The sequence below is a fragment of the Clostridium sp. MCC328 genome (assembly GCF_018785465.1).
Lineage (GTDB): Bacteria > Bacillota > Clostridia > Lachnospirales > Lachnospiraceae > Pilosibacter > Pilosibacter fragilis.
Map to the genome: position 1 here is coordinate 1 of NZ_WQPW01000032.1, position 13,571 is coordinate 13,571.

At 49.3% G+C, this 13,571-nt stretch carries 11 protein-coding genes and 1 other annotated feature; of the genes, 8 read left to right on the plus strand and 3 right to left on the minus strand.

The window, feature by feature from the left end:
- Nucleotides 1-116 precede the first annotated feature (116 nt).
- Complete coding sequence (locus GPK83_RS06195) at nt 117-1,256, plus strand: M20 family metallopeptidase (RefSeq protein ID WP_215704291.1); 1,140 nt, start codon at nt 117-119, stop codon at nt 1,254-1,256.
- An 87-nt stretch (nt 1,257-1,343) separates the two neighbouring features.
- Here the strand turns inward: GPK83_RS06195 and GPK83_RS06200 are convergent, their stop codons facing one another.
- The 3 genes from GPK83_RS06200 to GPK83_RS06210 all read right to left on the minus strand — a co-directional run bounded on the left by GPK83_RS06200 (nt 1,344) and on the right by GPK83_RS06210 (nt 5,830).
- Nucleotides 1,344-3,170, minus strand: a complete 1,827-nt coding sequence (locus tag GPK83_RS06200) for a DUF885 domain-containing protein (RefSeq protein ID WP_215704292.1) — start codon at nt 3,168-3,170, stop codon at nt 1,344-1,346.
- 165 nt (nt 3,171-3,335) lie between these two features.
- The gene (locus GPK83_RS06205) at nt 3,336-4,121 is read right to left on the minus strand and encodes an alpha/beta hydrolase (RefSeq protein ID WP_215704293.1); all 786 of its coding nucleotides are present in this window, start codon (nt 4,119-4,121) and stop codon (nt 3,336-3,338) included.
- Nucleotides 4,109-5,830 (minus strand): DUF2156 domain-containing protein, encoded by a 1,722-nt coding sequence (locus tag GPK83_RS06210; RefSeq protein ID WP_215704294.1) that lies wholly within the window; start codon nt 5,828-5,830, stop codon nt 4,109-4,111. The genes GPK83_RS06205 and GPK83_RS06210 overlap by 13 nt, the downstream gene beginning before the upstream one ends.
- Nucleotides 5,831-6,076: 246 nt before the next feature.
- Nucleotides 6,077-6,319: a binding site (T-box leader), on the plus strand.
- 215 nt (nt 6,320-6,534) lie between these two features.
- Between GPK83_RS06210 and metG the strand changes: the two genes are divergently transcribed.
- The 7 genes from metG to GPK83_RS06245 all read left to right on the plus strand — a co-directional run bounded on the left by metG (nt 6,535) and on the right by GPK83_RS06245 (nt 13,476).
- Entirely contained in the window at nt 6,535-8,511 is a 1,977-nt protein-coding gene (metG, locus tag GPK83_RS06215) for a methionine--tRNA ligase (protein ID WP_021905796.1), read from the plus strand.
- Nucleotides 8,512-9,300: a TraX family protein gene (locus GPK83_RS06220; RefSeq protein ID WP_215704295.1), complete on the plus strand. Its 789-nt coding sequence runs from the start codon at nt 8,512-8,514 to the stop codon at nt 9,298-9,300.
- 42 nt (nt 9,301-9,342) lie between these two features.
- A complete protein-coding gene (locus GPK83_RS06225) occupies nt 9,343-10,158 on the plus strand; it encodes a TatD family hydrolase (protein WP_215704296.1) in 816 nt (271 codons plus the stop codon).
- A 10-nt stretch (nt 10,159-10,168) separates the two neighbouring features.
- The gene (locus tag GPK83_RS06230; protein WP_215704297.1) at nt 10,169-10,381 is read left to right on the plus strand and encodes a hypothetical protein; all 213 of its coding nucleotides are present in this window, start codon (nt 10,169-10,171) and stop codon (nt 10,379-10,381) included.
- Nucleotides 10,382-11,248 carry a 16S rRNA (adenine(1518)-N(6)/adenine(1519)-N(6))-dimethyltransferase RsmA gene (rsmA, locus tag GPK83_RS06235; protein WP_215704298.1) on the plus strand — a complete coding sequence of 289 codons (867 nt, stop codon included), beginning with the start codon at nt 10,382-10,384 and terminating at the stop codon, nt 11,246-11,248.
- A 119-nt stretch (nt 11,249-11,367) separates the two neighbouring features.
- Nucleotides 11,368-12,060 (plus strand): L-2-amino-thiazoline-4-carboxylic acid hydrolase, encoded by a 693-nt coding sequence (locus tag GPK83_RS06240; protein WP_015553983.1) that lies wholly within the window; start codon nt 11,368-11,370, stop codon nt 12,058-12,060.
- Nucleotides 12,061-12,162: 102 nt separating this feature from the next.
- Entirely contained in the window at nt 12,163-13,476 is a 1,314-nt protein-coding gene (locus GPK83_RS06245) for an MATE family efflux transporter (protein WP_215704299.1), read from the plus strand.
- Nucleotides 13,477-13,571 lie beyond the last annotated feature (95 nt).

Below are 13,571 nucleotides of genomic sequence, written 5' to 3' on the forward strand. Positions count from 1 at the left end.
CGCTGATGGGATTTTTGCCTTCCAGCCTATGTTTTCTTACGGTCAGCGCAGCAAGTGCGCAGACCTACTGAACAGTTACATACAAACAATTTTTCTGAAAGGATATCGTGACTGATATGAAATATTTTGATTATGATGCGTACATCAAACAGTTAGAGGAGCTTGTTTCCATTGACAGTGGAAGCTTTGACCCGGAGGGTGTCGACAAAGTGGCAGAGGCAATGGCCCGCAAATACGAAGAGTTAGGACTTACAGTTACCAAAAAGCGTTTCGATGAGCGTGCCGGTTACTGTCTGGAAGTCAGAAACTATCCGGAGGAAGAGTCTATCGATATTTTAATGGTCGGCCACATGGATACAGTATTCCCGAAAGGAACAGTTGCAAAAAGACCGTTTACCATGGACGAAGAGAAAGCCTATGGACCGGGTGTTGACGACATGAAGTCCGGACTTTTAAATATGTATTATGTTGTTAAGGAATTGGTAAAAGAGAACACAAAGCTTCATCTTTGCCTGGCTTTAAACTGTGATGAGGAGATCTCATCCCGTTACTCCAATCCATGGATCAGCGAGCTGGCAAGACATGCGAAATGCGGACTGGTATTTGAACCGGCAAGAAAAAACGGTGCGATTGTCAGTGACCGAAAAGGTCTTGCCCGATATGTCATTGATTTTAAGGGAATTTATGCCCATGCAGGCGTAAATCCGCAGGATGGTGCAAGTGCGATCCATGAAATGGCTGAGTGGATCACCCGTCTGGTACCGTTAAATGATTACGAACATGGCACCAGCTTAAACGTTGGTATCGTAAAGGGTGGTATGGGAGCAAATACGCTGGCTGAGAATGCTCAGTGTGAAGTGGATATCCGCTTTACGAATATTGAGGCTTGCCATAAAATTGAAGCTGCGTTTGAAAATCTCAGAACCAACCCGATCATCAAAGGCGTTACCGCTACTGTAACAAGAGTAGGATTCCGTCCGCCTATGGCATCTACAGAACGTTCCAGAAGCATGTTGGAAATCATGCGTCAGGAAGGTGAAAAATGTGGCGTAGACGTGAAATGGGTAACAACCGGTGGCGGATCCGACGGCAACTTCATGGCATTCGAAGGCAGCTCCGTTATGGATGCAGTTGGTCCGGTAGGTGACGGTGCCCACGGAGATAAAGAATTTATCTGGCTTGAAACCATTAAACCGAGAACAGAAATGGTTTACCGTACACTTGTGAAGCTGGAAGAAAAAGGATATTTCGCTTAAGTTTTAGAACATTCAATTAAAAAGAACGTGTAAATAAAGTGTGTAAGTTGAGGCAAAAACTTACACACTTTATTTTTTCCTTACAGGCTATTTCTGTCGGAGCCATAATGTAAAGTATTTCCGCGTCACAGAAAACGGCACAGGACCGAGATCGAGAAGAAACTTATGGAATTCCTTCGCGGAAAATCGGTTCCCCAGCTTTTTTTCTGCTTCCTCCCGCATTTCCATGATCTCCACATATCCGCCGGCGTACTCCAGATAATTTGTGGGATTGTCGATCATGGTCTGCCAGAGTTCTTCCACCAGCGTGTCATCCGCATCAAAGCAGGTGCGGACAAAGGCGGCAGCCCGGTCTTTTGACCAGCCGTCATAATTGATCCCGATATCTAAAAGTGAGTGAAAACAGAGAGAAAAGGACCGCATGGCGGCCTGATAAGCGCTGGTTTTTGCAGAAAGACCGTTATCATAGAAGTAGGATAACTGTTCCACATAAGTTGCCCATCCCTCGTTTGCCCCGGAACAGGTGAGCAGGGCTGCCAGAGGATTTCTCGTATGTTCCCGGAAGTAAACAGTCTGATAAAGATGCCCGGGAAAACCTTCATGGGCAAGCGTGGGATACAGTTCGTCTTTTGCACTGGTGCTGCCGTTGTTGATATAGATCACATTTTTGGTGGGATCGTCAAGGGGTGCAGTAAGATAAAACGCCGGACTTAACGTAGATTCCAGCTGCGCGGGAACGTACCGGATCTCATATTTTTTTGAGGCTTCGGAAAGAACCGGGAAATCTCCGGACATCTGTGTCTGCAGATCAGCCAGAATCGCAGGTGGATCTGTAAGGCGGAAGGAGAGATCAGGACCTGTCTTTTTCGAAAGAGAAGAAATCGTTTCCAGATCTTTCTGCATCCGGTCAGACAGAGCTGCCTTTAATTCTTCTATATTATAAGAAAGGCCGGGACCGGATCGTAGAAGATATTCATAATACCGTCCGCCATTCCGGAATCCGCAGAGCCCACCTTCATTGATACCGCGTCCCTTTAATCCGGAGAGCCCATCGATCAGATGGCGGTAAGCGGGAAGAAACGAGTTCTTTATGACCTCAAGATGGCGGGAGCGGAAATTATTTTTCTGCTGTTCCGACAGGGAAATATCTGTGGAAAGAGAATTTAACCGTGTCTCAAAGGTTTCCGTGAGAAAATTGTTCACGGGATCTATGAGATAACTCTGACAGGATTCCAGGATCCGTTCGATCGAGGCATCAGATGGTCCGAGCCCGGCAGCCGCCTTCTGCTCTTCAAAGAAGAGGATATCCCCATAATAGGAATCAAGCTGGGAAAGCAGAGCAAGATAATCCTCCACATCCTGAAGCGAGTGAAAGGAATACTCCGCCAGCAGGATCGGAAGCTGTGCCTGAATCCCGATGGTGGGAGCGAGAGGTTGATCATAAAGTTCTAAACCTTCCGCCATCAGACCGGTCTCAATTCTCTCAGAAAGGGAGTCATAGAGGATCTGCTGGTCATCGGACAGCATATGGGGATCAAACTCGGAGAGCTTTTCTTTCAGGTCATGAATTTCATGATTGCTTTTTATGAGCTCCGACAGACGGTATGTACCGAGAGCAGCATCCTCAGCATCAATTCCATAATTTTCCGGGTGCAGAAGCGTATAGTGAAGATCCAGAGTGCCGGAAGATGCCATCTCCTTCCGAAACAGTTCCGTGCAGAAGGCATCAAAATCTGCCTGAAGCTTTAGCACCTCTTTGGAATGACCGGATCGGGTAGAGGAAAGAGCATCAGAAGAATAAAATTCCCCGGTCTCCGGGGAAAGGGCCCGGGAGATCCGGTCATTCTGGCAGGCAGTAATGAAAACGGTCAAAACTAAAGCGGCAACAGCAAGGCGGAATGTTTTAAAAGCCATAGATCTTCGGACCTCCGAAAAATATTGGCTGACCAGGCGCGGAAGAAACAGCCATTTGGTTCAATATATGCTTTGCCGGTAAAAACAGAACTATACAGCGATAAAAAATGACCGACCGGTGGAGGTGCCGGGACTTATTGTTGAGAAAGAGAAAAGAGCTTATTGTTATGCTTGTGATTTGTCCAGAAAATCATGGATGATTTTCAAATAAAACGCTTTACGCCCAAACATGGACGTATGGGTCGCCCCCTTGATCAAAACTAACTGCGCCCGGGGAATCAGCCGGGCCATAAGGCGGGAGTGGGAGACCTTCACCAGATCTCTCGTTCCGGCGATCAGGAGAACCGGTGCCTGGACATTTTCAAGCTGCTCCCGGGACATCATGGGAGAATTGCAGAGCAGGGAAGCGAGCTGCTGATGACGGAAAAGACATGAAAGGATGCAGGAAGCGGCAGGATTTTTTTTGCAGATTCCCCGGAACAGACTTGTCGCCGCTTTCAGACAGAAGTATTTCCCCACACAGAAAGCCCGGACAGGATGAATCAGCCCATTCGGTGAGACATTTCCACTAATAGCAATCACGGCACGAGTCCGATCCGGAAACAGGGATGCATATTCCAGGGCGATATTCGCCCCATCGCTGAATCCAAAAAGAATACAGGACGGGATATGAAGAACATCCAGAAGCGCCGCGGCATCTTTTGCCATATCCGCGGTAGTAAATTCTGATTCCGCGTATTCCGGTTTGATCTGTGAGCGCCCGTGGGCGCGGCTGTCCATGAGAATGACACGGTATTTCATGGACAGCTTTTTTTCGTAATAATCAAAGATCAGGTGCGTCTCCGCGTTTCCGTGCAGCATTAAGATGGGAGTGCCGCGCCCGCTTTCCTTATAATAGATCCACACCTGAGGCGTATCCGCCATTCCCTGACGGCAGGTCATTTTTTCCATTTGTGCAGTTCCCCTTTAAGAAGAGTCAGAATGTAACCGCGGATCCCGTGTGGATTCTGGATCTCGACAGCGGCGTAGAGCATGCCCGGCGTCGGATATTTCGGAAGATATGCGTAATAGGACGGAACCCATTCGGTGGGACTGTACTTTTCTTTCGCGCGGTAAAGATCCCGGAATCCATAGCAGGCATTTAAGTGGTCATAGATAAACTGCAGAAGACGTTCCATCGGATTTTTGCTCTCGGCACTTAATCCTGCCAGAGGGGCAACACCGAGGCTGCCATAGCCGATGCCCTCTTCCTTGAATACCTGAAATGCCTCGTATATGATCGTCTCCATGACTCCGCTGGGCGCGTCTTTCCCGTGCCTCGTCACATCTGCCATGTAGCCGTTTTTTCCAAGAAATGGAACAAAGACGATAAAGGCAACCATTTTTCCATCAGAATTTAATGCGTAGAAATAACGCTTATCCATCGGATCCTCAAGTCCTACGGTACCCATGGTGAACCGGAGCATGCCGCTCTTCTTGCCATCCAGCCATTCATCGGTGATCCGGTCGAATTCCCGGTCAAGAGCCGGATCGCGTTTCTCAAGGACCTTGTATTCATGGACGGTGACACCGGCTTTCGTGGCATGGTTGATGTTCATTCGCATTTTCGCGCCCTTTTTGCCGCTGATCTCGTAATCGGCGAGTTTAAAACGCGCCTCCTCACCGCTCTTTACGAGACCAAAACCCTGTTTTTCATATTCCCTGAGATAATAGTCCGTCAGCCCGAGAAAGAAAATGTTGTGGGCGCTGTTCTGGCAGAATTCCTTAAATTCCGCGAGAAGAGCCGGAAAATCTTCATCCCTGCACACAGGATCACCGTTTACAACAATGGTATCTCCGACGGTTCCATAAGGAAGCACTCCATCGACAGAATGACCGAAATACAGACATTTGTCATCCTCCAGCGCGAGATAGGAGCATGGATTCTGACTGTAAAGGTTTAAAAGTGTTCTGGCATGCTGGATTTCCTGGGATCCGTGGGCCTGTTTCTGAATCCACGGGCGCATGGCACAGAGAATAGCGGCGAGAATACAGCCCCAGCTGAACCAGAACAGGACAAATTCCGTTCCGTGTCGGTCAGCCATAGACGCGGGAAGACTTCCCATGCCGAAGATCATACTGATTCCCTGAGTGAAGCTGTCGGCAAAGGAGACAGAAGCACCGTCCGCGGTTCCGAGCCGCATATAGTGCCAGGTGATCCCTACATTTATGAGGACACCGATGATGGCAAAAAGTGCCAGAAGCAGTGTTTGTCGGCGGTTTCCGCGTCCGGCCGGGCAGCAGAAATCTTTCCGCGTGATGAAAAACAGGATAAATAAGAAAAGGTCGAGAATCATGATCCCGTTGTGCAGCGGATGTCCCATTCCGATGAGTCCGCGCAGAAAATTGAGGACAAAGATCCCCATGGCGATCGTCCATGCGTTCCGTTTTCTCTTCCATAACTGCAGGGACAATACGAAAAGAATAACAGAGAAGGCACGCTGTACCATGCGTCCCATCTCAAAAGATCCCTGCATTGCCTGTGAGATCCTTGAAAACGGGAAAAAGGTCAAAAGGAACAGGAAAAAGGAAAAGACGGCGAGCAGAAGGATCGTGATATTTTCGATCCGGATCCGGAGCTGTCTTGCGCGTTCCTGATTGTTAAGTAATGTATGATTCATAAGCTCATTCCTCCAGAGTTAAGAGACGCCGCAGATCCGCAGGGTACCGATGCAAAGATCTGTGAAAAAGTTTTTTGGTAACCACAGTGTAGTCTTTTGCGGATAAAAAATCAATAAAAATATCAGAGTTCATTTATGCGATGGTTTGGATGAAGATGCATGGCTGAACTGCAATATAAAACGCCGGAAAAACAAACGATACCTTGACAAATTTATTCGAACAGGATAGACTAAAGGCATCATATGGAAAAAGCTTGGAAGGGAAGAGTATGCCGAAAGGAAGCTTTCAGAGACCCCGGTTGGTGAGAAAGGGGAGCAAAGAGGCGGCAGAAGATGGTCCCGGAGCTGTGCAGGTGAAAGCGGAAACCGTGTTAGTCTGTGCCGGAAGCGCCCGTTAGCGTGTCAGGCTGTTTTTGACAGCCGGTGAGGGCGATGACCGTGAGGCACCGCCGAATTTAAAGTGGTAACACGGGGAGACTCGTCTTTAATAATTAAAGACGGGCTTTTTTTATTTGACAGGAAACTCCGAAGGAACGTCCTGTTAAACAAAAACGCACACTTGCGCGAGGAGGCAGGTTGTCGCAAGAGACTGCGCGAGAGCTCTGAACGTGCCAAAGCACATTCTTTTTTATGTCATTGTGCAATAAAAACGACCGGCAGGAAAAAAGCCGTAAAAAGAGATAAAAAACAGGAGGAATCAATCCATGTGTACAAACTGTAAGAAACCATACTACATTTCCACAGCGATCGCCTATACATCCGGCAAACCGCATATCGGAAACACTTATGAGATCGTATTAGCAGACGCGATCGCACGCTACAAGAGAGAACAGGGCTATGACGTTTACTTCCAGACAGGAACCGACGAGCACGGTCAGAAGATCGAGTTAAAGGCTGCGGACGCAGGCGTAACTCCGAAGGAGTTCGTTGACAACGTAGCAGGACAGATCAAGGAGATCTGGGACCTCATGAACACTTCCTATGATAAATTCATCCGTACCACAGATGATTACCATGAGAAACAGGTCCAGAAGATCTTCAAGAAATTATATGATCAGGGCGATATCTACAAAGGACATTATGAGGGACTTTACTGCACACCGTGTGAGTCCTTCTGGACTCCGTCCCAGGTCGTAGACGGAAAATGCCCGGACTGCGGACGTCCGGTACAGCCGGCAAAGGAAGAGGCATATTTCTTCCGTATGAGTAAATATGCTCCGAAGCTCATCGAATATATCAACGAGCATCCAGAGTTTATCCAGCCGGTATCCAGAAAGAACGAGATGATGAACAACTTCCTGCTTCCGGGACTTCAGGATCTCTGTGTATCCAGAACCTCCTTCAAGTGGGGAATTCCGGTCACTTTTGATCCGAAGCACGTTACCTATGTATGGCTTGACGCGCTGACCAACTATATCACGGGAATCGGATATGACTGTGACGGAAACAGCGACGAGAAGTTTAAGAAATACTGGCCGGCAGACCTTCACCTGATCGGTAAAGATATTATCCGCTTCCATACCATTTACTGGCCGATCTTCTTAATGGCTCTCGGTCTTCCGCTTCCGAAGCAGGTATTCGGACATCCGTGGCTGTTACAGGGCGACGGCAAGATGAGTAAGTCCAAAGGAAACGTCCTCTATGCAGATACGCTCGTTGACTTCTTCGGTGTAGATGCAGTCCGCTACTTCGTACTTCATGAGATGCCGTTTGAGAACGATGGCGTGATCTCCTGGGATCTTATGGTTGAGCGCATGAACTCTGACCTTGCCAACATCCTCGGAAACCTTGTAAACCGTACCGTTTCCATGACAAATAAATATTTTGGCGGAATTGTCGAGAACAAGGGCGCTGCAGAGCCGGTGGATGAAGAGTTAAAGGCAACCGTTCTTGAGACGGTCAAGAAAGTAGACGAGAAGATGAACAAGCTCCGCGTTGCAGATGCGATCACAGAGATCTTCAATATCTTCCGCCGCAGCAACAAATATATCGATGAGACAACTCCGTGGACACTCGCAAAGGACGAGGCAAAGAAGGACCGTCTTGCAACCGTTCTTTACAATCTTACAGAGGCGATCACCATCGGTGCGTCCCTGTTATTCTCCTTCATGCCGGAAACTTCTGAGAAGATCCTCGCTCAGTTAAACACAGAGAAGAGATCGCTGGAGAACATGAATACCTTCGGTCTGTACCCGAACGGAAACAAGGTTACAGAGAAGCCGGAGATCCTGTTTGCCCGTATGGACATCAAGGACGTTATGGAGAAGGTTGAGGCCATGAAGGCAGCAGCCGCAGCAGAGAAACAGGAAGAGAAGAAGGAAGAAGAGAAGCCGGGCATGGACGTTGAGAAGAAGCCGGAGATCACATATGATGATTTCGCAAAGCTTCAGTTCCAGATCGGTGAGATCGTGAAGTGTGAAGAGGTTCCGAAGTCCAAAAAATTACTTTGCTCCCAGGTTAAGATCGGTTCTGAGACAAGACAGATCTTAAGCGGAATCAAGGCATGGTATAAACCGGAAGATATGGTCGGCAGAAAGGTTATGGTCGTTACGAACTTAAAACCGGCGAAGCTCGCAGGCATGTTATCGGAAGGCATGATCCTCTGCGCGGAGGATGATGAGGGCAACCTCGCATTAATGACACCGGCAAAGGATATCAAGTCCGGTTCTGAGGTCTGCTAAGTGAAGGTACGCTTTTGCTTTTCGGCGGAACAGCTAAAAAACATTGCCCTGGTCAGCATGGTCATCGACCATGCTGCCGTTGGGCTTATTGAACAGTCAGAACTGGCTTCGGGCGCTGCCTGGAGTCTCTGTGGGACAGCCATGCGCCTTGTGGGGCGTGTGGCTTTTCCTCTCTTTGCGTTTATGATCGCGGAGGGCGCAGTGCACACGAGGGACCGGAGATGGTATGCGCTGAGGCTGCTTCTGCTGGCGGTTATTTCGGAGATCCCCTTTGATCTTGTGGCGGGGGGAACATGGCTTTTTCCGGCGGACCAGAATACGGTGTTCACATTACTTCTGGGACTTCTGGCAGTCTGGGCTGGAGATCTGATCTGTGGGACCGGATCTGGAGTGTCATACGGAAACCGGGAAAAAACAGGAGATGGCGGCAGGAAGGCGGTAGGCCAGAGGAGATTTCCGTTGGAATATGAGCGGTATATCCGGGTTCTGGCGGTGGTTCCTTTCGGACTGGCAGCCTATTATCTGAAGACGGATTATGGGTTTATGGGCGTGCTGTTGATCGTTATATTGTATACATTGCGCACGGAACCACAGCTTCGCACGGCTGTCTGCGCTGTATTTTTATTTTGCATGTATATGGATTTCTATGGCGCTGCGGCTTGCGTTGCAATTTTCTTGATAAACCGTTACAATGGAGAAAAAGGCGGTGGGAACGGAAGGATTTTCTATCTGTTTTATCCGTTGCATCTGCTGGTGATCCGGGGAATCAAGATGGCTGTGGGACTGTAAAAAATGAGATTGTGTAAAAAGTCATACAGATGCCGGCACCGGATGAAAAAGAAAACGACATATGACTTGAGGACAGAAAGAATGGACTATATTTTTGACACACATGCCCATTACGACGATGAGGCATTTGACGCGGACCGGGAGGAAGTGCTCACGGGACTGAAAGAACAGGGAATAGGAACCGTTGTGAATGTCGGAGCGAGCATCGCGTCAACAAAGACAACGCTGGCACTGGCCGAGGCGCATCCCTTCATGTATGCGGCGGTGGGCGTGCATCCGAACGAGACGGCGGAGCTTACGGATGCGGACATGAAATGGCTGGAATCTCTGGCAGAAAACCCGAAGGTTGTGGCGATCGGTGAGATCGGTCTTGACTACTACTGGGACGAGCCGGAACGGGAGATCCAGAAACACTGGTTTTCGGCGCAGCTTGCGATCGCAAAGAAGACGGGACTCCCGGTGATCATCCACAGCCGTGACGCGGCGAAGGACACGTTAGATATTATGAAGGTGGAACACAACGGTGCCACCGGCGGCGTGATCCACTGCTTCTCCTATGGAGTGGAGATGGCGAGAGAATACCTGAATATGGGATATTATATCGGGATCGGCGGAGTGCTGACCTTCAAGAACGCGAAAAAGTTGATTGAGGTAGCGGAATATGCACCGTTAGACAGAATCGTTCTTGAGACGGACTGCCCATATCTGGCACCAGTGCCGAACCGGGGAAAGAGAAATTTCTCAGGAAATCTTCCGTATGTGGTGGAGAAACTGGCAGAGATCAAGGGTGTTTCTAAGGAAGAGATCATCCGGGAGACGGCGAAGAATGCTAGAGCGCTGTATCGGATCACAGAGTAGGAGTTTCGGGATGATCAGACCGATCGGACTGCGATATCGGAATGGTATCAAATTTTGTATACAAGATGCACCTCATGCAACAAGTGAAAACACGCTTCGCGAGTTTCCCCTTGTTATCGCGACAGTCGCCAAGGTCTCGCGCAAGCGCGGACTTTGGCTCGTTGTTCGCGTAAATAAAAGCACCTGCGCAAAAGCGCAGTCTAAAACAGAAAGAGAGAAATAAATGGCAAATCTGGGAAACCCAAAGAACACCATAGAGATCATACAGAAGTATGAATTCATGTTTCAGAAAAAATTCGGTCAGAACTTTTTGATTGATACCCATGTACTGGAGAAGATCATCTCTGCAGCCGGGATCACAAAGGATGACTGCGTTCTTGAGATCGGACCTGGAATCGGAACCATGACCCAGTATCTGGCAGAAAATGCCGGTCATGTGGTCGCTGTCGAGATCGACCGGAACCTGATCCCGATCTTAAAGGAGACACTGGCGGACTACGATAACGTCACCGTCATCAACGAGGACATCCTGAGAGTAGATATCAAGGCACTTGCGGAAGAATATAATGGCGGGAAACCGATCAAGGTTGTTGCAAACCTGCCGTATTACATCACGACCCCGATCATCATGGGGCTCTTCGAGAGCGGCGTGCCGATTGATAACATCACTGTCATGGTCCAGAAGGAAGTGGCGGACCGCATGAAGGAAGGACCGGGGTCCAAGGATTACGGCGCTCTGTCCCTGGCTGTCCAGTATTACGCGGAGCCGGAGATCGTAGCGAACGTACCGCCGAACTGCTTTATCCCGCGCCCGAATGTGGGATCAGCGGTGATCCGGCTTACAAGACATAAGGAGATGCCGGTTGAGGTGAAGGATTCTGCCCTGATGTTCAAGATCATCCGCGCGTCCTTCAATCAGAGAAGAAAGACGCTGCAGAACGGTCTCGGAAATGCGCCTGAACTTCCGTATACAAAGGAACAGATCGCGGCAGCGATCGCAGAGATGGGACTCACTCCGACGATCCGCGGCGAAGCGTTAAGCCTTGCACAGTTTGCGCAGTTGTCGGATATTCTTGGAGAGATGAAATAAGAAGCATGCGGATATCTGGTCATGCGGGAAAATGAGTCTGTCCGCAGCATAGACTTTGTATACAAGCCAGAGCGCTATGGTGAAGCAGAAGAATAGAATATAGGACGGGAGGAAGCATTATGGGATTTACAGAACTGTCACACGCGTTTATCGCGGCAAAATATTATGTTTACCTGAAGGAAATCTTCGGTGACCGCGGCGAGGCGGCATTTTTGCATGCTACCCGATATTACGGCGAACAGCGTGGACGTCGGATGGCACAGCGAGCGATCCGGGACGGAAAACCTCTGACTTATGAGACATACTGCCAGTACGGTGAATGGGTCAACACGGAAGAGGTGAAAGCACAAGGACTCGGAAACCAGTCCGAGACGACAAGCTTAAGCCCGGACTTTCAGATCCACATCCATGTCTGTCCGTGGCACACCCAGTTTAAGAATATGGGACTCCCGGAAGCGGGGCTTCTCTATTGTAAGGACCTGGATGCGTCCATTTCCCGAGGTTTCAACCCGGAGATTCGCTATGAGGTCTCCCAGACACTCCATGACCATGATTATTGTATACAGACGATCCGGAACGCCGGTTTGACGCCGGAGTCCAATATGGCAAAAAATCCGGCAGGCCTCAGATCTTTCGAGTACCACTGCGCTCATTCCTACTGGGCATACCGGGAAGTTTGTGAAGCAATCTTCGGGGAAGAGGGGACACGGATCGCTGAAAGAGTCCTTGATGATTTTGCCGCAGAGTATGGAAAAAAGATGGCAGACACGCTGGCAGGATATGCAAGGACGAATTTTAACATCGCAGACTAAGAAATCAGCAGCTTTACAAAAAGAGCTGCTGAAATATTGCTGTTAGAAAGAAGAACAAGGTATATCGAAATACATTTTGAAGAATATTGAGGAGCAACACTTATGAAACAGATCAACATGCTGGAATCCCCGGTCCGCCAGGTATTTTTCAGTTACCTGGTGCCGTCCATCAGCGCAACACTCGTGACCTCCATTTATATTCTGGCGGACACGATGATGATCGGACGCGGAGTCGGTGGTTCCGGTATTGCGGCGATGAATATTTTACTTCCGCTCTACAACACATATTTCGGGATCGGAATGATGTGCGGAGTCGGCGGCAGCGTTCTCTTTGGGTTTTCCAGAGGACGCGGCGATGAAAAACGCGCCAGAAGTTATTTTACGGCGGCACTCTGTGTGGTGCTTGCTCTGTCAGCAGTCTTTCTGATATTGGGAAGAATCTTTTTCAACCCTCTGATTACTTTTATGGGAAATACCCCACTCTTAAATGAATACACCGTGCCTTACGGAACTGTGCTCACAACAGCGGCCCCCATGTTTGCCCTGTCTTCATTCCTTCAGGCATTCGTCCGAAACGATGGTGCGCCGAAGCTTGCCATGGCGGGCGTGATCAGCGGAGGTGTCACCAATGTGATCCTGGATTATGTATACATTTTTATCATGAAATGGGGAATGGGAGGTGCGGCGCTGGCGACAGCCACCGGAACGACACTCACGGTGCTGATCCTCGCAAGCCATTTTTTCTCGAAAGATAACCACTTGAAGCTGGAATTTAGCGATGTGTGGAGACGGGTGCCGGAGGTGCTCGGAAATGGGCTCGCAAGCTTTATTCTGGAGATCTCCAACGGCTTCGTGATGCTGCTGTTTAACCGCCAGCTCCTCGCTTACGTGGGAGAGATGGGAATCACGGTCTATGGAATCATCACAAACACCGCGCTTGTGGCATCGTCCATTTCCAACGGTATCGCTCAGGCAGTACAGCCGCTGCTTTCCGCGAACTTTGGCGCGGGAAACCTGAAGAGAGTCGGTGAGGCGAGAAAGCTGGGAGTCCGGACCGGATTTGCCGCAGGCTTCCTATTCACTGCGATCGGCATGCTGATCCCGGTACAGTTGTCCTATCTGTTCCTGGACCCGACACCGGAGATCCTCACAATGGCGGTCCCGGCGATCCGGCTGTATTTCCTCGGCTTCTTAGTCAGCGAGTGGAACATCATCAGCGGGATGTATTTCCAGTCTACTGTGAGACCGCGGTTTTCTTTAACGATCACACTGCTCCGCGGAGTGATCTTAAACAGCGTGTTCGTGTTCCTTCTCCCGGCACTCTTTGGTGTAGACGGAATCTGGCTTACGGTGACTGTATCAGAGTTCATCACGGCGGGCGTTGCGTTTGTGCTTATGAAAAGGGAAAAACATTAATATAAAAAAAATATGGTAACTGTTCAGTAGGTCTGCGCACTTGCTGCGCTGACCGTAAGAAAACATAGGCTGGAGGGCAAAAATCCCATCAGCGA